Here is a 25,913-nt window from a genome sequence, read left to right on the forward strand (position 1 = left end):
AATTTCCCAGAAGCGGATAACACGGAAGACTCGGATATTTTTATTAAATTATCCATGTAATCCGTGTAATCGGCATCTGATAATGGTATAATATCACTTAGTGACATATTCCATATCTGAGATGAGCCTATAAAGGCTTAATTATTTATTAATCTTACCCCAAGTATCTTTCAAGCCAACTGTACGGTTGAATATCAGTTTCTCTGGAGTTGAATCTTTATCCACATTGAAATAACCGATACGTTGGAACTGCAAATATGAAAGAGCTGGTAAGGTAGCTGCAAATTTCTCGATATAGCAGTTAGGCAACACTTTCAGTGAATCTGGATTGATAATTTCCTTCATTGCTTCCAGTGCGTCACAGTTTTTGGCTTCGCGGATAGCAGCCAGTTCATCACGAGGATTCTCTACTTTCCAAAGACGATCGTACAGACGTACCTCGGCTGTCAGGCAGTGATTGCAACTGACCCAATGAAGTGTACCTTTCACTTTACGGTTTGCATCGGGCATACCGCTACGAGTGTTCGGATCATATTCACAATATACTTCAGTAACGACCCCATTCTCGTCTTTCTTACATCCGGTACATTTTACAATATAAGCATTTTTAAGGCGCACTTCCTGCCCCGGAGTCATACGGAAATACTTTTTGGGAGCATCTTCCATGAAATCTTCACGTTCCATCCACAGTTCACGGCTGAACTCAATCGTGTGGCTTCCTGATTCCGGATCTTCCGGATTATTGATAGCTTCCAGATGTTCTACTTGTCCTTCCGGATAATTGGTGATAACGAGTTTCACCGGATTCAAAACAGCGGACACCCGAATGGCACGACTGTTTAAATCTTCACGTACTGAACTTTCGAGCAATGCAATATCATTTAATGCATCGTATGTGGTATAACCGATTTTATCAATAAATTTGTGGATAGATTCCGGAGAATAACCACGACGGCGGAAACCGCAGATAGTCGGCATACGAGGATCATCCCAAGCACTAACCAAACCTTCTTTGACCAAAGTCAGCAAATTGCGTTTACTCATCAACGTGTAGCTGAGGTTCAGTTTGTTGAACTCAGTCTGACGGGGACGGTTATCGTTCAGGTCTTTTCCCTCTTTCAACCAGTCGATGAAGAGATCGTAAAGCGGGCGGTGCACGACGAATTCGAGTGTACATAATGAGTGAGTAACTCCCTCGAAGAAGTCACTTTGTCCATGTGCGAAGTCATACATCGGGTATGCTTTCCAGGTAGTACCGGTACGGTGATGCGGATGTTTTACGACACGATAGATAATCGGGTCGCGGAAGTGCATATTCGGATTCGCCATGTCTATTTTAGCGCGGAGTACCATGGCACCTTCTTCTATTTCACCGGTATTCATCTTTTTGAAGAGCTCGAGGCTTTCTTCTATCGGACGGTTACGGTAAGGGCTTTCTACACCAGCTTGTGTAGGAGTACCTTTTTGTTGGGCAATCTGTTCAGCAGATTGTTCGTCAATATATGCTTTTCCCTCCTGGATGAGGCGGATGGCAAAGTCCCATAATTGTTGGAAATAGTCGGAAGCATAATATTCGTTTCCCCATTGGTAGCCTAGCCATTGAATATCTTCTTTGATGGCTTCTACATATTCTACATCCTCTTTGGTAGGGTTTGTGTCGTCGAAACGAAGATTACATACACCGCCATGTTTTTCAGCGATGCCGAAATCAAGGCAAATAGCTTTTGCATGACCGATATGAAGGTATCCGTTTGGTTCCGGCGGGAAGCGAGTCTGTACTTTCCCACCATTTTTACCTTCTCTCAAATCCTTTTCTACTCCCTGTTCAATGAAGTTCAGGCTTTTCTTTTCACCTGCTTCTTCGTTTTTAATATCTGTCATAACGGTAAATATAAACTGTCTATTAGGCTACAAAAGTAGGATATTTTTTTCATTTAACAGGGATATAACCGTTCTTTTTTATAATGTCTTGTCCTTGGGGTGACAAAATGAACTGAAGTAGAGGGTCAACTTGATTTTTATTTTTCACATTGTAGTAATAATAGAGAGGACGAACAATGGGGTAAGATTTGTTTGTAGCATTTTCTACTGACGGAGTGGCATAGTGAGTATCATTGTAAGAGACGGATAGAGTTTTGATACGTGGAGATACGTATGCCAACCCCACATAGCCGATAGCTCCTTTAGTCTGGCTAACAGATTGGATGATGGCTCCGGTTGCCGGCATTGAGAGGCTTCCCGCCATGTAATTCTTATTTTTGAGAACACTTTCTTTGAAAAATTCATAAGTTCCGGAGGATGTTTCTCGGGAATAAACTACGATTTTCTGATCTTCTCCACCTACTTGTTTCCAATTAGTGATTTTTCCGCGGAAGATGTCTTCCAGTTGTTTCCGTGTCAGTTGTTTGACAGGATTCGAAGGATGGACCACCACTGCAAGAGCATCGTAGGCAACGATCACTTCTTCTACTTCTTCACCAGCTTCCTTGATTTTCATTTTCTCACTGAATTTAATGGGACGCGAAGCCATCGCAATATCGGTAGTGTTATCCATCAAAGCAGAAATTCCGACTCCTGTACCTCCTCCGGTAACAGTTACGCGGCCGTCAGGGTGTTGTTTCATAAACTGCTCAGCTGTTTGCTGGGCAATGGGGAGAACTGTATCACTTCCTTTGATGCGTTGTGCATTGGCAGTGAGCGATAAAAAAGCAAGAACAATTACTAAGATTCCTTTTGATTTCATATTATTCGTTTTTTTGCTGATGCAAATAAAACAATCGGATGTTACATTTGTATTGCAATATATTTGTTAATGAAAGTTGTAACGGAAATGTAACACGTTTGAAACACTTCCTTCAAACGTTAGTCACACTTCCTTAACAAAGAGTCTTTTACTTTGCATCAGAAATCATTAAGGTATGAAGAAGATTCTGGATAAAATTATTGAGGGTGTTTTGACTTGTAGTGGCTTTGTAACAAGTATTACAATCCTTCTGATTATACTCTTTCTGTTTACCGAGGCCTTTGGGCTCTTCAAAAGCAAGGTGATCGAAGAAGGGTATGTGCTGGCTCTCAACAAGAGTAATAAGGTAAGTGTGCTGAGTCCTGCTCAAATAAAAGATGTTTTCGATGAAGAGATAACAAATTGGAAAGAACTCGGTGGGGAAAATCTTCCTATCCGCGTTTTTCGTTTAGAGGATATTACTCAGTATTATCCGGAAGAAGAACTTGGACCGGCGTATGAATATGCCGGTTCGAAGATAACCGAACTAGTAGAAAAGACACCGGGAATTGTAGCATTTGTTCCGCAACGTTTTATTACTCAGCCCGGCAAAGTGAACTTTATCGAGGATAATACAATCTCGTTGAAGGATGTGTTTGCCGGAGCTGAATGGTTTCCTACTGCTACTCCGGCAGCACAATTCGGATTTCTTCCTCTGATAACCGGTACGCTTTGGGTAAGTTTGTTTGCCATTCTGTTTGCTTTGCCTTTCGGGCTTTCAGTTTCTATCTATATGTCGGAGGTCGCTAATCCGAGAGTGCGTAACTGGCTAAAACCGATAATAGAACTTCTGAGTGGAATTCCTTCCGTTGTTTATGGCTTTTTCGGATTGATCGTGATTGTGCCGTTAATTCAGAAACTATTCGATTTACCGGTAGGAGAGAGTGGATTGGCAGGAAGTATTGTTTTGGCAATTATGGCGTTACCAACCATTATTACGGTCACAGAAGATGCAATGCGAAACTGTCCCCGTTCGATGAGGGAAGCAAGCTTGGCATTGGGAGCTTCGCAATGGCAGACTATCTATAAGGTTGTAATTCCTTATTCCATATCCGGAATCACTTCAGGAGTCGTGCTAGGCATTGGGCGTGCAATAGGTGAGACAATGGCTGTGTTGATGGTAACGGGAAATGCTGCGGTGATCCCTACAACAATTCTTGAACCTCTTCGTACTATCCCCGCCACTATTGCAGCCGAGTTGGGGGAGGCTCCAGCCGGAGGACCACACTATCAGGCTTTATTCCTGTTGGGCGTGGTATTGTTCTTTATCACTTTAATCATTAACTTTAGTGTAGAATGTATTTCTTCTAAAGGAGTAAAACGTAGCAAGTAGTATGGAAATAAAAAGTAATAAAAGAGCCAAACGCCGCTCTCAGATGTTCGCATTCGGGATTTTCCGTTTGTTAAGCCTGTGTATCGTTCTTATTTTGTTTGCCATTCTCGGTTTCATTATATATAAAGGTATAGGGGTTATCAGTTGGGAGTTTATCACTTCGGCTCCTACCGACGGAATGACGGGAGGAGGTATTTGGCCAGCCATTGTCGGTACGTTCTATCTGATGGTGGGAAGTGCGTTATTTGCTTTCCCCGTAGGTGTGATGAGCGGGATTTATATGAATGAATATGCCCCGAAAGGAAAGTTGGTACGTTTTATACGTGTAATGACAAATAACTTAAGCGGCATTCCTTCTATTGTATTTGGTTTATTCGGTATGGCATTGTTTGTCAATTATATGGGTTTTGGAGATAGTATCCTTGCAGGCTCATTGACATTGGGACTGCTTTGTGTTCCTTTGGTGATCCGAACCACCGAAGAGGCATTAAAAGCAATACCTGACAGTATGCGGGAAGGAAGTCGTGCATTAGGAGCCACCCAATTACAGACTATATGGCATGTGATTTTACCGATGGGTTTGCCTAATATTATAACAGGATTAATTCTAGCCTTGGGACGTGTTTCTGGAGAAACGGCACCGATTCTTTTCACTTGCGCTGCCTATTTCTTACCACACTTACCAACGAGCATTTTTGATCAATGTATGGCATTGCCTTATCATTTGTATGTGATATCAACAAGTGGAACAAATATAGAAGCACAGTTACCTTTGGCTTATGGCACTGCCTTAGTGTTGATTGTTATCATCTTATTGGTCAATCTGCTGGCAAATGCATTGAGAAAATATTTTGAGAAAAGAGTAAAAATGAACTAACGAAACGATATGAGTACAATAAAAATAGATACGCGGGATGTGAATTTCTGGTATGGTGACTTTCAGGCATTGAAAGGCATTAGTCTAGAAATAGAAGAAAAATCGGTAGTGGCTTTTATTGGTCCTTCCGGTTGTGGAAAGTCTACTTTTCTGCGGCTTTTCAACCGGATGAATGATTTAATTCCCGGTAGCCGACTGGAGGGGGAAATCTTGATAGATGGACAGAATATATATTCTAAAGGAGTGGAAGTAGATGAACTACGCAGAAATGTAGGAATGGTATTTCAGCGTCCTAACCCTTTTCCGAAAAGTATTTTTGAGAATGTAGCATACGGGCTTCGTGTCAATGGGGTTAAAGATAATGCTTTTATCCGTCAGCGAGTGGAAGAAACCTTGAAAGGAGCAGCACTTTGGGATGAAGTGAAAGATAAGTTGAAAGAATCGGCTTTTGCTTTGTCCGGCGGTCAGCAACAACGCCTTTGCATAGCTCGTGCCATGGCGGTATCACCTTCGGTATTGTTGATGGATGAACCGGCTTCAGCCCTCGATCCTATTTCTACTGCCAAGGTAGAAGAGCTGATTCATGAGCTGAAAAAAGAGTATACCATCGTAATCGTGACTCACAATATGCAACAGGCAGCACGTATCAGTGATAAGACCGCTTTCTTTTATATGGGACAAATGGTGGAATATGGGGATACAAAACGTATCTTTACGAACCCGGAGAAGGAAGCTACACAGAACTATATCACAGGGCGTTTCGGATGAGAGAAGAATAAATATAAATAAGTGATACACCTAAAGAAAAACAGAATTATGGTAAAGTTTATAGAATCGGAATTGGTCCTGCTCAAGAAAGAAATCGATGAAATGTGGACGTTGGTTTATAACCAGCTCGATCGTGCCGGAGAGTCTGTACTTACACTCGATAAGGAACTGGCACAACAGGTGATTGTCCGCGAACGCCGGGTAAATGCTTTTGAGTTGAAAATAGATAGTGATGTGGAGGATATTATTGCGTTGTACAATCCGGTAGCGATCGATCTGCGTTTTGTGTTGGCAATGCTGAAGATTAATACGAATCTGGAACGCTTGGGGGATTTTGCTGAAGGGATTGCCCGCTTTGTGTTGAGATGCAAAGAGCCTGCTTTGGATCCGGATTTGCTGAAACAACTGAGATTGGAAGAGATGTTAGCGGAAGTACGATTTATGCTCGAACTTGCCAAACGTGCTCTGAATGAAGAGAGTTTGGAACTGGCAACTGCTGTCTTTGCCAAAGACAACTTATTGGACGATATTAACGCGAACGTAACTGAAATATTGGCTGGCTATATCAGCAAACACCCCGAAAACATACATTCTTGTCTTGATCTCGTTGGTGTATTCCGTAAATTGGAACGTTCCGGTGACCATATTACCAATATTGCCGAAGAAATTGTGTTCTTTATTGATGCGAAAGTGTTAAAACATAGTGGAAAATCAGACGAAAACTATCCAATTAAATAAGTTTCTGTGACTTTTTAAATAAAAATTAGTGCTACTTGGAAAAAAGTTATATATTTGTCCCCTGTAACAAGCAAGTTACAGGGTTTTGGCTATAAATGATAATAAATCCAAAGAAATTTCAAAAAGATGTTATAAGACATGTTTTATAATTTGGAGAGTAATGGTAAAAGCCCCTATATTTGCAACGTTATCCTGAAAACAATCTTTTTACCTTAAAAAAAAACTAATACCTATTGAAAACTGAAAAATAGGGCTTTGTGAAAAGCCCTATTTTTTTTATGCCTATTTGAAACTACCCAATGATGTATAACGATTATCCGAGAGGCTTTCTTCATTGGATTATAACAGCTTTATTTCCTTGAAAGAACGGATTTGAAGAACGAGTTTGGAACTCAAATTGGAGTTATCCTTCGTATAGAGGAAGGAGGAGAGTGAAGCCTAAGTTTGTTTTATACGACTGGAAACCTGGATTATTGCAATCGTTGGTAAAAGTCTTTCAAATAGCTTTTTCCTGCAGATATACGTCCATTGCCGTTTTTTTTGATTCTCATATTTTTCTTTTTTAAAGTAAAGCCTACCAAGACTCTATTAATTTCTTCTTTTTAAAAAATTAAATGAACGAATGACTGGAATTTCTTCATTAGTAAACGGTTGCAATATATGAAAAAAAACAGAATATTTTTCAACTTCCTTCCTTATTCGTATCTTTGACGGCAGATTGAAGATATGTCTCTTCAGTAATTGCATATAGTTTAAAATTCAAAATTCATATTATGTTTTCTGGAATCGTTGAAGAATATGCTACTTTGGTAGCACTGGTGAAAGACCAGGAGAATATACACTTTACTTTTAAGTGTTCATTTGTAAATGAGTTAAAGATCGATCAGAGTATTTCTCATAACGGAGTATGTCTGACGGTGGTAAGTATGACAGACGATACCTATACAGTGACTGCTATGAAGGAAACTTTGGAGCGTTCGAATCTTGGTTTGCTGAAAGTGGGAGATAAGGTGAATGTGGAACGCAGTATGATGATGAACGGCCGGTTAGACGGACATATCGTGCAGGGTCATGTAGATCAGACTGCTACTTGTGTGGATATTAAGGATGCAGAAGGTAGCTGGTATTTTACCTTCCAATATGCTTTCGATAAAGATATGGCAAAACGGGGTTATATGACCGTGGATAAAGGTTCGGTAACAGTGAATGGCGTCAGCCTGACTGTTTGTAATCCTACGGATGACACTTTCCAGGTGGCTATCATTCCTTATACATATGAACATACCAATTTCCATACATTCACAGTTGGCAGTGTGGTAAATATTGAGTTTGATATTATTGGCAAATATATCAGCCGGATGATACAATATAAATAAACGGTTCAATATAAATAGATGATTTAATATAAATGATGGAATCGAAAGATTTTCTGCAATTGGTACTTTCCCGCCAAAGTGACCGGGCCTATGATAAAGAGCGTCCGGTAGAGCGGGAGAAGTTGGAACGGATATTGGAAGCCGCCCGCATGGCTCCTTCTGCTTGTAATGCCCAGCCATGGAAGTTTGTTGTAGTGACGGATCATGAGTTGGCACAAAAGGTTGGTAAAGCAGCAGCCGGACTTGGGATGAATAAGTTTGCCAAAGACGCTCCTGTACATATTTTGGTTGTGGAAGAATCTGCCAATATTACTTCTTTGCTTGGTGGAAAGGTAAAAGGAAAGCATTTTCCCTTAATTGATATTGGGATTGCTGCTGCTCATATATCTTTGGCTGCCGAAAGTGAAAGGTTAGGCTCATGTATCCTTGGATGGTTTGATGAAAAGGAGATCAAGCAATTGACTGGCATTCCGGAGTCTAAGCGTCTATTGCTGGATATAACGATTGGTTATCCGGTGAAGGAGAAGCGTAAGAAAATGAGGAAAACTAAAGAGAAGGTGATTTCATATAACCGATATTAAACCTACCTGTGGTTTCGTATTCTCTATTCAGCCCCTCCTAACAAAAAACATCAATTTCTCTATCAACCTATCACCAATCTTCCGTATCGCTTTATCCATCGAGGTTTGATGGGGTGATAGGTTAAAAGAATAACCTATCACCCCATCTATCACCTATCACCCGTTCAATTGGTTCCATTGTATGTTGTATTAGACTATATTACTTAGCTTCAAGAGTATTAATAGATAAATTCCTATGTATTAATACTAAACTTGTTTTCCTTTAATAACAAACTTTTTAAATTAGAGAGAAATCTATAACCGGAAGCTTCGTTTATATAAATGAAGCTTCCAGTTATATAAACGCAAGTTCTGATTATATAACCAGAACTTGCGTTTATAGTTTGTTTCAAATAGAGAATAACTTTTCTATTAAAGGAGAATAACTTTTCTATTAAAGGAAAAGAAGTTTTCTATTAATGGATAAGAACTTAACTATTAATAGTCTACCGGAGAAGAAGTAATTAATGATGTTGAAAGATTAGTGGATATTGCCAAAGTTTTGGATGTTGATGTAGTAACTTTATTGAATAAGGAAAAGGACTACCGATAATTCCCATCCGAACTCTTTTGGAAGTATTCGCCACTGACAGCCAGTCATTGTTAGGTGCATTATTACATTTATCATCTCTCGTAAAGGATGTTTTTGTTTCCTTTCTTTGGTTTCCACTTCCGGCAAGTACCCGACAAGTTCAATCGCAGTACAATCCTTAATTCATATATTGGCTGAACAGCAACTATCAATTAAGGAAATGCTTGCAGTCATGAAGTTAAAAGATCGTGAGAACTTTATGGCAAACTATCTGAATCCTGCTATGAAAGAGGGATTTGTTGTAATGCTCTATCCTAGCAATCCTAAGCATCCAAGACAAAAATATCTGCTAACAGCGAAAGGATTGGCAGTTTACAATTCAAAATAAATTGTAATAGGTATTACGCAGTTGAGTGAGTCTTTTTATACAGCACTAAAATAGCTATTTTTTTGAATGCTAAAACATATCACACACATTTTCTGCATCGGGGAAAATATTATTTTTGAGAGTTATAGCAGTATGTCATTTTGATTCTTCCTCGTTTTTACGTGTGTATTCATTGAATCGTTCATTGCAGATACGTTTGGTCAATTCGAAAAGTAAATTCACTTTTTGAGTCAGGCTATCAATGTCTTTTTTAGTCACTTTAAAATTAGGATTGTAGCGGGCTTCTACGTAAGCGGCTTTCAATAACTTGAACAGACGTTTTTCTTCTTTTGTTGCATCAAGGAATACGAATATATTGGTAAATTCGGGAGAGTATTTCCGAACTGAACTGAGAAGCTTGGTCAGATTGTGTTGCTTGCTGTTTCTTAAAGTAAAAGTTAGACGGACCGCATAAAATAAGTTTTCGCATGTCTGATGAAGATTAAAAGAGGATAGATTATACCACTTTTTTTTATAATGGAACTTTGATGTCTCAAAGAAACGTTCCGCATTTTGAAGTTTTTCACCATAATATTCTTCTGCCTGCTGTCTGATCTCATCATAATGAAGTTTACGACGTCTAGCCAACTTATGTTTCCCTGAGTCATATAGCAAGATCCCCTCTCTTTTTATGTCAGTATAAAAATACCTACCTTCCGATAAATCGCTGTTTAATTTGCTAATATCGTCGTGGATAAATTCTACCGGTGTCTGAAAATCTGGGTCTTTGTAATATTGTTTGTCTACGATATCCAACTTCATTTCTGCTTTTTTGTCTGATATTCCATCCGTTACTACTAGAATATCATAATCACTCATAAATGATGTGGGGATACCGAATTCTATTCTTTCATCATATATCACATAATTTCCTCTGGCATAACTGCCATATAGAATAATCATTGTTGTTTCAGGTAGTTTTTCTAATACTTTCTGTACTAGATAATACAAATCACTCTGTTTCTGCTTAGGTAAATGAGCTATGGACTTCTTCATATCTTTTCCACATTTAACTGATTCATTGCAAAGGTAGTAAAAAAGTCGGGATAAATATACATCTAATTCTGATACATTTGTGAGTTGAGCATTAAAGAAGGTAATGTATCGTTTATCTGGATTGAGTAATACTTCTCTATACGTATGATCCTGATTATTAAATACAACAAAGAGCCAAGTTTCCCGATCGGAAAGCTCAGCTCTTTAATGTTAGTAATTGAAATATTTTTCTTATTTCTCGGTTTATTACTTTTTAGGCAATTCCTTCAAAAGATGCTCTACGGCTGCCTTAAGTTGGGCATCTTCACCTTTCAAACTGGCCTCCGGTTCATTGTAGACAAGGATATCGGGTTGAAGAGTCTGATTTTCGAGGTATTTACCTTGCATATCCATACATCCTACTTGAGGAATACCGAATACAATAGATGGATCTATTTGCTGTTCCCACCATACAGCAGTCATCGTTCCTGCTATTGGAGCACCGATTAACTTGCCGATTCCTAATGTTTTGTATACGTATGGAGTGCCATGAGCATTACTATAGTTGTCCTCACAAGTCAGCATACACGAAATTTTCGTCCATTTGTTGAAAGGATCACTGCCTATGTATTGTCCTCTTGGAACAAAGCGTTGGTACTCTTTGCCACTAAGCAAGGTGACAACATCGTCATGAAGCCATCCTCCACCATTATGACGGGTATCTACTATGACTGCTTCCTTGTTACGGTAACGTCCCAATAACTCGGAGTACATATTACGGAAGCTTTGACTATCCATTCCTTTTAAATGTACGTATGCAATGCGGCCGCCGGAAAGTTCTTCAACCTTCTTTGCACAACGTTTTACCCAACGTTTATAGAGCAATTCATTTTGTTCATTGTAGCTGATCGCTTTAATGGTTTCTTCAAAACGTTTTTTAGTAGTGGGGTCATATACGGTAAGTATTACTTTACGACCAACTTTGCCTTCGAATAGTGGGAAGTAATCCTTATTGGCTTCGATGGCCACTCCGTCTATCTTTTCGATGATACACCCTTCTTTTACATTTGTTTTTTTCTTAGTGAAAGGACTTTGTGTTATTATTTCCTTTATTTTTAGTCCCGCACCATCATACGATTCATCATAGAATACTCCTAAAGCAGCGGTGGAAAGTGCATAGTTTGGAGCTCCATAACGTGCTCCGGTATGAGACGCGTTCATTTCACCGAGAAATTCACTTAGCATTTCGGCAAAGTCATAATTGTTGTTGATATGCGGCAGGAAACGCTGGTATGCCTTTTTAAATCCTTTCCAGTCTACTCCTTGAAGATCTGCTACATAGAGCTTATCATTCATTTGCTGATAAACATGGTCGAAAATATAGGAACGTTCTTCGTATGGGCGATAATTGAAGAAAGCTTCGAAGTTGATTGAAGTAACTCTGTTTCCGCCAAGTTCTATTTTTTTAAGTCCTCCATTGCTGCACATGAAAAGATTGTTACCTTCTTTGTCAGGTATTAGTTTGCCTCCGCCAACACCTTTGATGAGAATTCTGGTAAAGTTTTCTTTTAAGTTATGTTCCCAGAGGTCATAGCCACCTTCGAAAGCTGCCAGATAGTAGAGCTTATCGCCTTTGGGAGACAGGACGGCATCGCCAAGGCGTGAAGAATTGACTGTTAAACGAACAATACGGTCGAAACGGTTGTCCAGATCAAAAGTTAATGATTTTTCCTCCTCTTTCTTGTCTGAATCTTCTTTTTTGTCACTTCCTTTTTTATCGTTCTCTTTCTTATCTTCTTTTTTATTCTTAGCGTCTTTCTTTTTCTCTTTTTCCGCTTTTTCTTTCTCGGCTTTCTCTTTTTCAGCCTTTTCTTTTTCTTGCTTCTGTTTTTCAATCTTATCCGCTTCTTCAAGTAGTGCCAAGTCTTCTTTGTTCAGCGTGAATCGGTTGTAGGTATCTGCGTCAAAGAACATGATGTAAGTATCATCTTCACTTCCCCAACTGCCATGGCTGCGATAGCCGGAGCGATCGCTGTTCCATATCATTGCTTTGCCGCCTAATACCCATTTGGCATTCCCGTCGCTATAACCGCTTTCGGTTAGGTTGACCATTTCACTTTTTCCGTCTGCGTTCAGTAAGACGACGTCTTTATTATTCCAACCGCCTGTACCGATAAAGCCGGAGAGAAGCCATTTGCTATCGGGGCTCCATTGAAACCATTGGTCGCCATCGGCATAAGAATATTGGTATTTGGCATCCATTACAGTACGTACGGCTTTATTTTTCAGGTTGATAATGCGGATAGCGGTACGATTTTCAAGGAAAGCAATCTCTTTGCCGTCAGGACTATATTTAGGTTGGAAAGAGGCAACATCGGAATTAGTCAGTCGCTCTTCCTTCAATTCAGTAGCATAAGTGAATTGTTTTTCATCTTCACGTACGATAGTTGAAGTGTATAGTTGCCAGAGACCATTGCGCTCCGAAGAATAAACGAGGGTACGTCCGTCAGGAGCAAAGTCTATGTTACGTTCTTGTTCCGGAGTATTGGTAATTTGTTTCGTTGTTTTATATTCGATGGAGGTAACATATACATCGCCCCGCAGAATAAATGCAACTTCCTTTCCTTGGGGAGAGATAGCAATATCCGTAGCACCGTATGAGCTGATTTGGCGGATAACGTCTTTGTCATTCTTATCTGCCAGAATGGATACTTTGACTTTTTGTGGTTGTTTACCAGGGAGAAGTGTGTAAATTTCACCATCGTAACCATAACATAATTTGTTGTTATCGGCTACACTAAGAAAGCGTACAGGGTGTTTGCTATGAGAGGTGATTTGTTTGGAAGTCGTAGCTCCGGGCGTACGTTGGAAAACGTTGAAAGAACCTTTTTCTTCACTTAAATAATAGAAAGACTTTCCGTCGGGAGCCCAAACCGGTTCACGATCTTCGCCGCCGAAAGTGGTTTGTTTCTGATAGGCGGGAGTTGCATTGGGGGTATACATCCAAACATCCCGGGCAATGGGAGATACATGATGTTTACGCCAGTAGTCTTCGTATCCTTTTTTATCATGATAAAGCATAGCTCCGTCTTTGTTGATGGAAATGCTTTCCATAGGCATAGAAGAGAACATGACGGGACGTCCTCCTGTGGTGGCAACTTCATAGATCTGTTGAAACTGTCCCGAGGGAAATCCGGCATCTTCGGCAGCAGGCATGAGGTATGTAGTGAATAAAAGATGTGTATCGTCTTTAAATGCGACAGGCTTTTCACTACCTGAATAGGTGGTCAGCCGTTGGGGAGTTCCTCCTTCGCTTGATACGATGAACACATCCATACTTCCCATACGGTCGGAAGCAAAAGCAATCTGTTTTCCGTCAGGACTCCATATCGGAGTAGTGTCATAGGCAGGATTGGTTGTGATTTGTGTAGCTTGTCCTCCGGTCGATGGTACTGTATAGATATCTCCTTTATAAGTGAATGCAATGGTAGTTCCATCCGGGGAGATCGTACAATAACGCATCCACAAAGGAGATTCTTGTGCGGCAATTGTGCCCGCAATGCACAGGGTAAGTGCACTTAGAAGTAATTTTTTCATTTCTTAGATTGTTATAATTGTGTTTTGATATTTTTTTCTTGTTCTGTACTGTTGGATGCTACAAATCTTTCAATAGTACTTTGCTGGCTTTTTTATAATATTCTTCTCTGGATTCGGTCAATACTTTCCACTCGTCATTAAACTCTTCATCTTTATCTATTTTGAAGTTTTCGGAGCCATACGTGTCGAGACGATCAAGCAGTATCGCTACATTCAGTTGGTTAATATCCATGGAGGGTTGGTAAGCAATGTCTTGGCTTTTTTCGTCGGTTGCTACTTCGTGGATCAGTTCAATCTCTTGCAACTGATAGAGTACTTGATTGGTTAGCCGGATCGGGATTTGATGTTCTTCCGATATTTGTGCAGCTGTGTAAGGAGGTTCGTTGCGCTCAAAACGTTTGGCAATAAGAGACATGATCAATATAGAGATGAAGTCTCTGTAACGCCGGCTGATGTTTCGGGTGTCTTGATCAAAACTGAAATTTCGGATGTTTTGTCCGGCGTATGTAAGTTCCGCACCGAATAAACAGATCGTCCAGGAAATTTGTAGCCATAACAGGAACATAGGCAGGGCAGCAAAGCTACCGTAAATAGCATTGTATTTTGATACCCATAACTGGCTGTTGATGTATAGAAATTGGAATGCTTGATAAGCAGTACCTGCCAAAATACCGGAAATAAGTGCATGTTTGAACTTTACTTTTGTGTTGGGCATAAAAATATATAGTCCTGTGAACATGAGCCAGGTTAAAGCAAAAGGGATGAGCCGTATCAAAAACTTCAGAACAGGAGCGAGAAGTACGAAGTCTGCCATTTGCTTTAATATAGTACTCATAAATATAGAAAGACCGCCCGATACCACAATCAGGACAGGCATGAGTAGGAACATGGAAAAGTAGTCCGTTATCTTGCGATACATGGAACGTGCTTTCTTAATTTCCCAAATTCGGTTGAATGTGATTTCTATATTGCTGACCAGATTGATGACGGTCCATAATAACATGACCAAACCTACGCCAATGAAAACACCTCCTTTGGTTTGTGATAAGTAGGAATTAACGAATGAAAGAATGGCTTCTGTCGTTTCTATGTTACCACCGAATCCACTGCGGAATTGGTATTCCATGAGGTTATCGAAACCAAAACCGCGTGCTACAGCAAACAGGATTGCCAAAATAGGGACAATTGCTAAAAGGGTGCTGTATGTCAGTGCCGATGCTTTATTTACCAATCGGTCTTTAGTAAAACGGTTGATGCAAAGATAGATGGTTTTTATAATGTTATAGAGCGAAAATTTTGTTCTGGTCACTTCATCTTCCGTAATGCGCCAAATGTCATACGTGAGGAATTTCCATATATCAGTGATTCTTTTTTTCATTATTTGCGATGAGATATTTTAGGAATGAAACTTGGACAAAGATAGTAAATTAAATGTGGATACTAATGTTGCACGTCAGAAAAATCTTATCGGATAGTTTGGACATTTCATATAAGTTTATTAATTTTGTTTCCATTATAATAATTTAATTTGGTTGTAAATCAGACTTTTAGGTATTGTTGAATAATAAACAGTTTCTGCGAATTTATTGTTTCCAATCATTCTTGTGGAAGGAGAAAATTTAGCAGAATCAACTCAAATATCATTGAATATTATGAAGGCACACCTCTTTATTTTGTTTTTTTTATTGGGAATAAATCCTGTCCCATATTTGTTTTTACCGGACTTGTTGGCACAGTCAAACATTGTTAAGGCGGTTGCTGGCGATTTACTGATTGATGGAAATCCTTCTTCAGTCAAGATAGGGGATTATATGGGAGAGAAGATTAATGCTTGTATTAATAAGCGGGTAATGGGGCAGGATGTACATCATCTTATAACTCCTTTTTATCATAAGACGGAAACGTATCGTTGGCAAAGTGAGTTCTTAGGTAAATGGTTGTTAGGAGCTGTCCTGTCATACAGATATACTCAAAATCCGGTATTATTGGATTCTATTCAAAAAGGGGTGACAGGTTTGATTGAATCACAATCTTCGGATGGTTATATTGGCAATTATTCTCCGGATGCACAGCTCCAACAATGGGATATTTGGGGACGAAAATACTCCATGCTGGGACTGCTGGCTTATTATGATTTAACCGGAGATAAAAAAGTACTTTCTGCATGTAAGAAAGCTGCGGATCACTTGATGACTCAAGTGGGACCGGATAAGGTTGATATTGTATCTACAGGTAATTATTATGGAATGGCTAGCTGTAGTGTATTGGAGCCTATCGTTTTCTTATATCGCAGAACGGGGGATGTACGATATCTTGAATTTGCAAAGTATATTGTAGGGCAGTGGGAGACAGCTACCGGTCCTAAGTTAATTAGCAAAGCGATGGAAGGGATTCCGGTTGGAGACAGATTTCCGCATCCTTCTTCTATGAATGAGACTTGGTTCGGTACAAAAAACGGTCAGAAAGCTTATGAGATGATGTCTTGTTATGAGGGATTGCTCGAAATTTATAAACTGACAAATGATTCTTTGTATTTGAATGCTGTAGAGAAAACAGTCAGAAGTATTGCGGATACGGAAATAAATATAGCGGGATCGGGAAGTGCGTTTGAATGTTGGTATCATGGGAAAAATCTTCAAACAATTCCGACCTATCATACAATGGAAACTTGTGTGACAATGACGTGGATGAAACTATGCCAGACGTTGTTGAGATTGACTGGAAATCCGTATTATGCCGACCAAATGGAAATTACGGCTTATAATTCGTTGCTTGCTTCGATGAAAAGTGATGCTTCGCAAATAGCAAAGTATAGCCCTCTTGAAGGTCAGCGGCACCCCGGAGAAGAGCAATGTGGGATGCATATAAACTGTTGTAATGCGAATGGTCCACGGGCTTTTGCGCTTTTGCCTCAATTTGCTTTCATGCAATCTTCTGATAGAAAAGCGATTTTTGTAAATCTATACACAGATTCAAATGCGGAAATTCTTTTGGCTTCCAATAAAAAGGTAAGGGTCGTTCAGGAAACAAATTATCCTCAGGAAGGAGAAACTTGCATAAAAATCGATTCAGATAAACCCGAAACATTTTCTGTGGCTTTGCGTATACCTTCTTGGAGCAAGAAGAATGCTATAAAAGTAAACGAGCAGGAAATGAGTGATATAGTTCCGGGAACTTACTATAAAATTACCCGCAGGTGGGAAAAAGGAGATGTGATCACTCTAAACCTTGATGTGAGAGGAAGGCTGATTCGTCAGGATAATCATGTTGCTATTGTTAAAGGGCCTGTTGTATTGGCACGTGACAGTCGCTTCGGTGATGGTTTTGTAGATCAAACGGCACAGGTCGTAGTTCATGAGGGAAATTATGTAGACTTAATTCCTGTGGAGGTAAAGAAGGATTGGAACTGGATGTCATATACAGTACCACTTGTTCTGGGAACAGATCTTGAGGGAGAAGGTAAACAACCTAAGCAAGTTCATTTTTGTGATTTTGCTTCAGCTGGAAATACTTGGTCAGGGGATATTCGTTATCGAGTATGGATACCGGAAACCTTGAATGTGATGAATAGAGCCTATGTTCCGTATAATAAGTAGTAGGATGTTACTTCCGGAAAGAATACTTGTAATTTGAAGAAAAAGCAGTTAGCCTATAAGCCGAGTTCTGTACCTTATATAAATTAAGGTGTCTGTCATTTATCTGAGTGACGTGTCACCACGCCACTTTAGCGGTCTACCCTCCGACATGGAGCGAGCAGCTCTCATAACGCCGGTTTACATGACCTTACAACTCCTAAGACGTACAGCCCGACATGTTGCCATGCGGCTGGTGGGCTCTTACTCCACCTTCTCACCCTTACCTCTTCCCGAAAGAAGCGGCGGTTATTTTCTTCTACGTTACTCTACCCTCACGGACAGCTTTCTGTTAGGAAGTAGGATGCTCTTTGTTGCCCGGACTTTCCTCCTGTACGAAACGTACACGCGACAAACCGGCTAACTGCTTTAGGTTGCAAAAATACGTCATTTATTTTGTTTTAGCCAAAGAATGTGAGATAAATAGAAATAATTTCTACCTTTGCTTTCATTAAATGATTGATTCAATGAGGAAAATAATATTTTTATTTGGTTGTTTATTGGCATTTATGACAACGGAATTGGAAGCTCAGGAGATACGGTCTATATCAGCGGATTCAGCTTATGGAGTAGTGCGTATTTCTGTTTGCAATTTACGTGAGGAAGGTGAATTTACGTCGGGAATGAGTACACAGGCCTTGTTGGGAATGCCGGTAAAAGTACGGCAATATACAGGATGGTATGAGATTCAAACGCCGGATGATTATACCGGATGGGTGCATCGTATGGTGATTACTCCTATGTCTAAAGAGAAATATGATAGGTGGAATCGTGCGGAAAAGGTGGTGGTGACTTCTCATTATGGTTTTGCATATGAGAAGCCGAATGAACATTCGCAGGTTGTTTCGGATGTAGTGGCAGGAAATCGTTTGAAGTGGGAGGGAAACAAAGGACATTTTTATAAAGTTTCTTATCCGGACGGGCGGCAGGCTTATTTGCCTAAATCTATTTCAAAGCGTGAATCAGAATGGAGGGCTTCTTTAAAACAGGATGTGGAAAGTATTATTCAAACTGCTTATTCGATGATGGGGATTCCATATCTGTGGGCAGGAACTTCTTCGAAGGGAGTGGATTGCAGTGGAATGGTACGTACTGTTCTTTTTATGCATGATATTATTATTCCCCGGGATGCGTCGCAACAAGCGTATGTGGGAGAACGTATCGAGATTGATTCTGATTTTACGAATGTGCAAAGAGGAGATTTAGTCTTTTTCGGTCGGAAGGCTACGGCAGATCGTAAGGAAGGTGTCTCTCACGTGGGTATTTATCTTGGAAATAGGAAGTTTATTCATGCTTTAGGAGATGTGCATATTAATAGTTTTGATCCTAAAGATAGTGACTATGACGAGTTCAATACAGGAAGATTGCTTTTTGCAGTTCGTTTCTTACCTTATATAAATAAGGAAAAAGGAATGAATACGACAGATCACAATCCTTATTATAACTGAATAATGGAAAATTGGATGATGGATCGATGAGGTGATTGTACATATTCGTAGTCCATTTTCTGATATTCGTTCTTAATGCTCTATTGATGGTATGAAAAATAGAAGAGATTTTTTGAAAACTGCAGCTTTGGTTACTTTAGGTTCCGGACTATTTGTGCGTCAGGCATTGGCTGGAAAGTCGGTTCCTTCTACCTTTAATATTAATAGGAAAGGAATAGGGGGAAAAATGAAAATGACCTTTTTTCCATATGAGTTGAAATTGAGGCATGTATTCACAGTAGCTACTTATTCGCGAACTACTACGCCGGACGTGCAGGTCGAAATAGAATATGAAGGGGTAATAGGATACGGAGAAGCTTCTATGCCTCCTTATCTGGGACAGACGGTAGAGTCGGTTATGAGCTTTCTAAAGAAAGTGGATTTGGAACAGTTCAACGATCCGTTTCAGTTAGAAGACATTTTGTCATACATTGATAGCTTGTCCCCAGGTGATACAGCTGCCAAAGCGGCGGTGGATATCGCTCTTCATGATCTGGTAGGAAAACTGCTGGGAGCTCCTTGGTATAAAATATGGGGACTGAATAAAGAAAAAGCACCTTCTACTACTTATACGATTGGCATTGATACACCGGATGTGGTGCGTGCGAAAACAAAAGAGTGTGCAGATCTGTTTAATATATTAAAGGTGAAACTGGGGCGGGATAATGATAAGGAAATGATAGAAACCATTCGTTCTGTGACTGATCTTCCGATAGCAATAGATGCAAATCAGGGATGGAAAGACCGCCAATATGCACTTGATATGATTCATTGGTTGAAAGAGAAAGGGATTGTGATGATAGAACAACCTATGCCGAAGGAGCAATTGGATGACATAGCTTGGGTGACGCAGCATAGTCCGTTGCCTGTGTTTGCTGATGAGTCGTTGCAACGGTTGGGAGATGTCGCAGCTTTGAAAGGTGCATTTACAGGGATTAATATAAAGTTGATGAAATGTGCAGGAATGCGGGAAGCCTGGAAGATGGTAACTTTGGCACACGCACTTGGGATGCGGGTAATGGTGGGGTGTATGACAGAAACGTCATGTGCTATATCTGCAGCAGCGCAATTTTCTCCATTGGTTGATTTTGCTGATCTGGATGGCAATCTGCTTATCTCTAATGACCGCTTCAAAGGTGTTGAGGTAGTAAAAGGGAAGATTACCTTGAATGATTTGCCGGGGATCGGAGTTGTCAGACTCTAGTCTTACGGAATGAATGTCAGAGTGTTAAAGATGGCTGTCATACAATGAATGTAAATTTGTCAGGTGTTGTCGTTAAGTGCTGTTAAGCTCTAAATATTCTCTGTTAAAAGAGGACAAAAAAGAGTGACAAGTGAAATAAGTGAACGGAATTTGTTATTATTTTAACGTCGTAAAAGTTAAAACAATATCGAATATTAACATTTAAAAGATTTATAAATCATGAAACAGACAACAAAAAACATTCTGGGAGTAGGAGCAATTGTTCTTTTTAGCTCAGGAGTTGCAGGATTGACAACTTATAAATTGTTGCAATCCAACGATTCTGCGAAAGAAACCTCATTTAATGAGATTTTTCAGCAGAATCCTAATGTGAAATTGGCTGCTTTTGATGCAATTAATGCTCAGCCCGTTGATCTGACACAAGCTGCAGAAAATTCACTTCATGCTGTCGTACATATAAGATCTACTCAAGAAGCTAAAACGCAAACAGTAGACGTGCGTGATCCTTTTGCTGAAATATTTGGGGATATATTTGGTGGCGGTGGAAGACAGCAGCGTCAGATACAATCTCAGCCTCGTGTAGGATTTGGTTCCGGAGTCATTATTTCCAAAGACGGATATATCGTAACGAATAATCATGTAATTGAAGGAGCTGATGAAATTATCGTGAAGTTGAATGATAACCGTGAGTATAAAGGACGGATCATTGGTACCGATCCAAGTACTGACCTTGCATTGGTAAAAGTGGAAGGTGATGATCTGCCTACGATTCCGGTAGGCGATTCTGAGGCACTGAAAGTAGGAGAGTGGGTATTGGCAGTAGGTAATCCATTCAATCTTAACTCTACTGTAACTGCCGGTATCGTAAGTGCAAAGGCTCGTTCATTAGGAGTATATAATAAGGGTATTGAATCATTTATTCAAACGGATGCTGCTATCAATCAAGGTAATAGTGGTGGTGCTTTGGTTAATGCCAAAGGTGAATTGGTGGGTATTAACTCAGTCCTTTCTTCACCAACTGGGGCCTATGCCGGATACGGTTTTGCTATTCCAACCAGCATTATGACGAAAGTTATTGCTGACTTGAAACAATATGGAACTGTACAACGTGCATTGCTTGGTATTAGTGGTTCTCCTATCGGTAGCAGTTTGATGGACGATAAACAGCCGATTGATAAATCCGGTAAGACGCTGGGTGATAAAGCTAAAGAACTAGGTGTAGTTGAAGGTGTATGGGTTAGAGAGATCGTTGATGGTGGTTCTGCTGCCGGAGCTGACATAAAAGTAGATGACGTGATTATCGGTCTGGACAATAAGAAGGTGAAGAATATGGCTGACTTGCAGGAAGCTATTGCTAAACATCGTCCGGGTGATAAAGTAAGTGTGAAGTTGATTCGTGACAAGAAAGAAAAATCTGTTGATGTTACTTTGAAGAATGAACAGGGTACTACTAAGATAGTAAAAGAGGCTGGAATGGAAATTCTAGGTGCTGCTTTCAAAGAATTACCGGATGATTTGAAAAAACAATTGAACTTGGGTTATGGTCTGCAAGTAACGGGAGTTTCTTCTGGTAAGATGGATGATGCCGGAGTGCGTAAAGGTTTCATTATTCTGAAAGCAAACGATCAACCGATGCGTAAAGTCAGTGATTTGGAAGAAGTAATGAAAGCTGCTGTGAAGTCTCCAAATCAGGTATTGTTCCTGACTGGTGTGTTCCCTTCTGGTAAACGTGGATATTTTGCTGTAGATTTGACACAAGAATAGTTTTCAGTTAGGTAATAAGATTGTAAGATAAGCTAATGAATTAGAAAAAAGGATGTCGGCAATCAACCTGCTGACATCCTTTTTGTTTTAATGGTTGAAAAATATAGTGAAAAAGTTGCGAAAATTTGCTTATTAACAAATAAATTGTCGTAACTTTGCCCACCAAATCTGTTTTTAAGGAATGAGACAACTAAAGATTACCAAAAGTATCACTAACAGAGAGAGTGCTTCTCTTGACAAGTATTTGCAGGAAATCGGTCGTGAAGACCTTATTACTGTAGAAGAAGAGGTAGAACTCGCTCAGCGCATTCGTAAGGGTGACCGTGTGGCGTTGGAGAAATTGACACGTGCCAATCTTCGTTTCGTCGTATCTGTAGCTAAGCAGTACCAGAACCAAGGTTTGAGTTTGCCTGACTTAATTAATGAGGGCAATTTAGGACTGATCAAAGCTGCCGAAAAGTTTGATGAAACACGTGGATTTAAATTTATCAGTTATGCTGTATGGTGGATTCGCCAATCTATTCTTCAAGCATTGGCAGAACAGTCACGTATCGTCCGTCTTCCTTTGAACCAAGTGGGCTCGCTTAATAAAATTAGCAAAGCCTTCTCTAAGTTCGAACAGGAAAATGAACGGCGTCCGTCTCCAGAAGAATTGGCAGATGAATTGGAAATTCCGGTTGATAAAATCTCTGATACATTGAAAGTATCCGGCCGTCATATTTCGGTGGACGCACCTTTTGTGGAAGGAGAGGATAACAGCTTGCTGGATGTGCTGGTAAACGATGATTCGCCTATGGCGGACCGTTCTCTTGTTAATGAGTCTCTTGCGAGGGAAATTGATAGAGCTCTTTCTACGTTAACCGATAGGGAAAAAGAAATCATTCAGATGTTTTTCGGTATCGGACAACAAGAAATGACATTAGAAGAAATCGGCGATAAGTTTGGTCTCACACGTGAGCGCGTTCGTCAGATTAAAGAAAAAGCAATTAGAAGACTAAGACAAAGTAATCGTAGTAAATTGCTCAAATCTTACTTGGGATAAGTAAGAAATATCAGTTTCTAAAAAGAAAAAAGAATTTAAGCTGCATAAGTTGCATTCTTCGTTTGAAGAAGTACTTATGTGGCTTTTTTATTTATATCTTTGTCAGGATTATCTTATGCTATGGATTTTATGAAGAATATAATGAGGCTTATTTTTGTTTTCTTGATTTTGGAAATTGGTTATGTGGCTTATGTGAAAGGTGCGGAACCTATATATGTATCGTCAGGAGTAGAACAACGCTTGAAAGAAAAGGCGGTTGAGGCTAAGATGTATTGTAAGGAAAAGGGTTTTGATCTCCATTATTGCTTCTTGGTGGATTTTAGTATTCATTCGGGTAAATATCGTTTTTTTATATGGGATTTTAAAGGAGATTCAGTGAAATGTGCAAGTCTTTGCGCGCATGGGTATGGTATGAAAAGTACTATAGATAAGCCTGTTTATAGTAATGTGGAGGGAAGTCATTGCTCTTCTTTGGGAAAATATAAAGTTGGTTCACGGTCGTATAGTAAATGGGGTATAAATGTGCACTATAAGTTGCATGGACTGGAAAAGACAAATAGCAATGCCTTTAAACGTTATGTTGTGTTACATTCATATACTCCTGTGCCGGCTGAAGAAGTATATCCTTCCTATCTTGCTTTGGGGATAAGTGAAGGATGTCCTGTGATTTGCGATAGTGTGATGAAAGAGGCAGATAAGTTACTAAAGGTGGCAAAGAAACCTTTATTGTTATGGATATTTGAGTAGAAATGCTATTTCTTGTATATAAATAGAGGAAATTTCTTCTTTTTTGTTACCTTTGTCACCATAAAAATTATAGAATATGAGATTTGTAAAAATACTATTTGCGGTAACAGTGGTGTTTGCTGTGTGCTCTGCCTTTTCAATGAAGAAAGATCATGGAAAATCTGTGTATGCATTTGGAGTGGGTGCATCATTTACAGATACGATTGTTTATTTTACTGAAATTCAAAAATTGGATAGTGTGAAACTTGGTAAGGATGGGTTTCTTCCTCATCGTGATCAGTATAGTTATCAATTAAAGAATTATCTGGAGTTTAATTCATTGCAACCGAACAGTACTTGCATGATCTATTTCTCAGATAATCTAAATAAGTTGGAAAAGGAAGCAAGCAAAATCCTGGGAAAATATCGAAAATCTAAGAATGTGGTGGTACAGAAAATAGAGCTTGATAAGTTTAGTTTTAAAAAGCCTGAAGAATAAACACGGCTTTTTCATTTAAGTTTTGATTTAGGGGTACAATCCCCCTACCCATGCCAGTGCGGCATGGGCGGGTATCCCGTTGTTGGTAATCAATGCGTTACGAATATGTCAAATCTAAATTTTTCTCATTTTTGAGCCAAAAAATGCAACACGTTAGTGAAGCTTACCGATAGTTCCCTTATTATCTCAGCTGTACCCTTTTGCTTATCTGATATTTTTTTCCTTCTGTTCTTCCAAACGGCAATCAATGCCAACACCATCCTTTGAATTGTGTCCAGATTCCTGGCCGCCCGTTCAGCCTTACGCTTTATGCTGTCCTGCCGGAGATTGCGGTCAAGATCCCAGTGCATGCTTTCAATAGCCCAATGCTGTTTGGTTATCTGACTAAGCCGCTCTGCACTGCTATCCAGGCTTGAAATATAGAGTCGCTGTTCAAATGTACTCCTGCCATCGGACTTTTTTTCGGTAGATGTGAGTATTTCTATAACTGTCAAATTGCCATTCCATTTTTCCCTGTCCACAATAAGTTCTTCCCCACGGTATATACGGCATATCCTTGACTCAATCCTGCCGTGTTCCAAGTATGGACCTTCCTTGTAGACATCAGTCGGGGTGGCGGTCTTTATAGAATCTTCAAGCCCATAGCGCAAAGACCTTTGATTCGCCTTGAGTTCGATCACGAAGTCTGCTCCTTTATCTCTAATCTTGTCTATTATTACCTTTTGGAATGACATGGCGTCTGCTGTGACTACACATCCTGACACGTCCAGTTTGTCCAATAACCGGGGCACGGATTTGATTTCATTACTTTTCTCCTTGCAAATATCAGTAGCCAAAGTAAGGCCCGAACCAAGTGAGTAGGCAGAGACGATATCAGGGTTACGTCCGTTGTCGTACAAGGTACCCCGCATGGCCTTGCCATCAATACAAATGATATCAGTTGCCGAAGTGGATATTTCCTTGCGGAAAACATCTGCAAAAGCAGACATGCGCTCAGCCATCTTTTCATCGTCTATGCTTTGAAACACACGGCAAAGCGTAGCTGCTGAGGGTAGCCCATACGGGAATAGCCCTTTCCCCTGCAGGCGTTTTAAGTGATGTTTGCCAAATTGAAGTATTTCAGCCCTGGTAATACACTTGCTGAGCCTCCCCAATATGACAAGCGTGAGTATGTCTTCAAGTTTGTGCTTGAAGTTTCCCCTGCTTGTTCTGCGGTATTCAGGGACTGAGGATACAAATTTTCTCAAATGAGTCAGGATGCTGCCACGAAGACAGTCAAGGTGTTTCTTCTTTAGTAGTATTATGCGTAAAAAGTTGTATATCAGGGAAATAAATCGTATTTTTGCTATCGCAAAAACAAAGGCGGAAGACAATAGAAACATCATACCACTATTGAATTCCGCCTATAAAAAAATAAAAATGAACGATAAGAAGAAACACCTAAGGCGGTGCTTCAGCATCGCTGCGCACGAATATAAGGATTTTTATTACAACAACAAGCGATGAACAATATTTCTTAAATGAAAAAGCCGTG

21 protein-coding genes and 1 other RNA gene are annotated in these 25,913 nt (G+C 39.8%); 14 read left to right on the forward strand and 8 right to left on the reverse strand.

From position 1 onward, the window contains the following. Window positions 1-141 precede the first annotated feature (141 nt). Both CZ225_RS08840 and CZ225_RS08845 read right to left on the reverse strand, forming a co-directional pair. Window positions 142-1,881, reverse strand: a complete 1,740-nt coding sequence (locus CZ225_RS08840) for a glutamine--tRNA ligase/YqeY domain fusion protein (RefSeq protein ID WP_077153826.1) — start codon at window positions 1,879-1,881, stop codon at window positions 142-144. A gap of 49 nt (window positions 1,882-1,930) precedes the next feature. Continuing rightward, the gene (locus tag CZ225_RS08845) at window positions 1,931-2,743 is read right to left on the reverse strand and encodes a PstS family phosphate ABC transporter substrate-binding protein (protein ID WP_077153827.1); all 813 of its coding nucleotides are present in this window, start codon (window positions 2,741-2,743) and stop codon (window positions 1,931-1,933) included. A gap of 175 nt (window positions 2,744-2,918) precedes the next feature. Between CZ225_RS08845 and pstC the strand changes: the two genes are divergently transcribed. The 6 genes from pstC to CZ225_RS08875 all read left to right on the forward strand — a co-directional run bounded on the left by pstC (window position 2,919) and on the right by CZ225_RS08875 (window position 8,455). Then, window positions 2,919-4,115 carry a phosphate ABC transporter permease subunit PstC gene (gene pstC / locus CZ225_RS08850; RefSeq protein WP_077153828.1) on the forward strand — a complete coding sequence of 399 codons (1,197 nt, stop codon included), beginning with the start codon at window positions 2,919-2,921 and terminating at the stop codon, window positions 4,113-4,115. Between the two features lies 1 nt (window position 4,116). Then, window positions 4,117-4,992, forward strand: a complete 876-nt coding sequence (gene pstA, locus CZ225_RS08855; protein ID WP_077153829.1) for a phosphate ABC transporter permease PstA — start codon at window positions 4,117-4,119, stop codon at window positions 4,990-4,992. 9 nt (window positions 4,993-5,001) lie between these two features. After that, complete coding sequence (gene pstB / locus CZ225_RS08860; RefSeq protein ID WP_077153830.1) at window positions 5,002-5,760, forward strand: phosphate ABC transporter ATP-binding protein PstB; 759 nt, start codon at window positions 5,002-5,004, stop codon at window positions 5,758-5,760. A 48-nt stretch (window positions 5,761-5,808) separates the two neighbouring features. Continuing rightward, window positions 5,809-6,498, forward strand: coding sequence for a phosphate signaling complex protein PhoU (gene phoU / locus CZ225_RS08865; RefSeq protein WP_077153831.1), 690 nt, complete (start codon window positions 5,809-5,811; stop codon window positions 6,496-6,498). Window positions 6,499-7,271: 773 nt separating this feature from the next. Next, window positions 7,272-7,874, forward strand: a complete 603-nt coding sequence (locus tag CZ225_RS08870) for a riboflavin synthase (protein ID WP_077153832.1) — start codon at window positions 7,272-7,274, stop codon at window positions 7,872-7,874. Between the two features lie 35 nt (window positions 7,875-7,909). Further along, complete coding sequence (locus tag CZ225_RS08875; RefSeq protein ID WP_077155761.1) at window positions 7,910-8,455, forward strand: nitroreductase family protein; 546 nt, start codon at window positions 7,910-7,912, stop codon at window positions 8,453-8,455. A 562-nt stretch (window positions 8,456-9,017) separates the two neighbouring features. Here the strand turns inward: CZ225_RS08875 and CZ225_RS24865 are convergent. After that, window positions 9,018-9,122, reverse strand: a complete 105-nt coding sequence (locus tag CZ225_RS24865; RefSeq protein ID WP_394334026.1) for a hypothetical protein — start codon at window positions 9,120-9,122, stop codon at window positions 9,018-9,020. Between the two features lie 31 nt (window positions 9,123-9,153). Between CZ225_RS24865 and CZ225_RS24870 the strand changes: the two genes are divergently transcribed. After that, on the forward strand, window positions 9,154-9,414 hold the full coding sequence (locus tag CZ225_RS24870) for a Fic family protein (protein WP_077153833.1): 261 nt from the start codon (window positions 9,154-9,156) through the stop codon (window positions 9,412-9,414). Between the two features lie 135 nt (window positions 9,415-9,549). Here CZ225_RS24870 and CZ225_RS08890 read toward each other — a convergent pair whose 3' ends face one another. The 3 genes from CZ225_RS08890 to CZ225_RS08900 all read right to left on the reverse strand — a co-directional run bounded on the left by CZ225_RS08890 (window position 9,550) and on the right by CZ225_RS08900 (window position 15,403). Further along, complete coding sequence (locus CZ225_RS08890; protein WP_077153834.1) at window positions 9,550-10,449, reverse strand: HEPN domain-containing protein; 900 nt, start codon at window positions 10,447-10,449, stop codon at window positions 9,550-9,552. A gap of 246 nt (window positions 10,450-10,695) precedes the next feature. Further along, window positions 10,696-14,025: a S41 family peptidase gene (locus CZ225_RS08895; RefSeq protein WP_077153835.1), complete on the reverse strand. Its 3,330-nt coding sequence runs from the start codon at window positions 14,023-14,025 to the stop codon at window positions 10,696-10,698. A 58-nt stretch (window positions 14,026-14,083) separates the two neighbouring features. Then, window positions 14,084-15,403 (reverse strand): YihY/virulence factor BrkB family protein, encoded by a 1,320-nt coding sequence (locus tag CZ225_RS08900; protein WP_077153836.1) that lies wholly within the window; start codon window positions 15,401-15,403, stop codon window positions 14,084-14,086. 274 nt (window positions 15,404-15,677) lie between these two features. Here CZ225_RS08900 and CZ225_RS08905 point away from each other — a divergent pair, with 274 nt between their 5' ends. Further along, entirely contained in the window at window positions 15,678-17,621 is a 1,944-nt protein-coding gene (locus CZ225_RS08905; protein WP_077155762.1) for a glycoside hydrolase family 127 protein, read from the forward strand. A 40-nt stretch (window positions 17,622-17,661) separates the two neighbouring features. Here CZ225_RS08905 and rnpB read toward each other — a convergent pair. Continuing rightward, window positions 17,662-18,025: RNase P RNA component class A (gene rnpB, locus CZ225_RS08910), an RNA gene on the reverse strand. 99 nt (window positions 18,026-18,124) lie between these two features. Here rnpB and CZ225_RS08915 point away from each other — a divergent pair. From CZ225_RS08915 to CZ225_RS08940, 6 genes are all read left to right on the forward strand, one after another. Next, window positions 18,125-19,105 carry a C40 family peptidase gene (locus CZ225_RS08915; RefSeq protein ID WP_077155763.1) on the forward strand — a complete coding sequence of 327 codons (981 nt, stop codon included), beginning with the start codon at window positions 18,125-18,127 and terminating at the stop codon, window positions 19,103-19,105. 91 nt (window positions 19,106-19,196) lie between these two features. After that, window positions 19,197-20,348: a dipeptide epimerase gene (locus tag CZ225_RS08920; protein WP_077153837.1), complete on the forward strand. Its 1,152-nt coding sequence runs from the start codon at window positions 19,197-19,199 to the stop codon at window positions 20,346-20,348. A gap of 219 nt (window positions 20,349-20,567) precedes the next feature. Further along, window positions 20,568-22,112, forward strand: a complete 1,545-nt coding sequence (locus tag CZ225_RS08925) for a trypsin-like peptidase domain-containing protein (protein ID WP_077153838.1) — start codon at window positions 20,568-20,570, stop codon at window positions 22,110-22,112. 181 nt (window positions 22,113-22,293) lie between these two features. After that, on the forward strand, window positions 22,294-23,154 hold the full coding sequence (locus CZ225_RS08930; protein ID WP_002561589.1) for a sigma-70 family RNA polymerase sigma factor: 861 nt from the start codon (window positions 22,294-22,296) through the stop codon (window positions 23,152-23,154). A gap of 120 nt (window positions 23,155-23,274) precedes the next feature. Further along, window positions 23,275-23,901, forward strand: a complete 627-nt coding sequence (locus CZ225_RS08935) for a murein L,D-transpeptidase catalytic domain-containing protein (protein WP_077155764.1) — start codon at window positions 23,275-23,277, stop codon at window positions 23,899-23,901. A gap of 76 nt (window positions 23,902-23,977) precedes the next feature. Next, window positions 23,978-24,379, forward strand: a complete 402-nt coding sequence (locus CZ225_RS08940) for a hypothetical protein (protein ID WP_077153839.1) — start codon at window positions 23,978-23,980, stop codon at window positions 24,377-24,379. Window positions 24,380-24,504: 125 nt separating this feature from the next. On the opposite strand, the gene CZ225_RS08945 is transcribed toward CZ225_RS08940, so the two are convergent. After that, on the reverse strand, window positions 24,505-25,764 hold the full coding sequence (locus CZ225_RS08945) for an ISAs1 family transposase (protein ID WP_234983026.1): 1,260 nt from the start codon (window positions 25,762-25,764) through the stop codon (window positions 24,505-24,507). Window positions 25,765-25,913: the final 149 nt, after the last annotated feature.

It is taken from the genome of Bacteroides bouchesdurhonensis (assembly GCF_900155865.1).
Lineage (GTDB): Bacteria > Bacteroidota > Bacteroidia > Bacteroidales > Bacteroidaceae > Bacteroides > Bacteroides bouchesdurhonensis.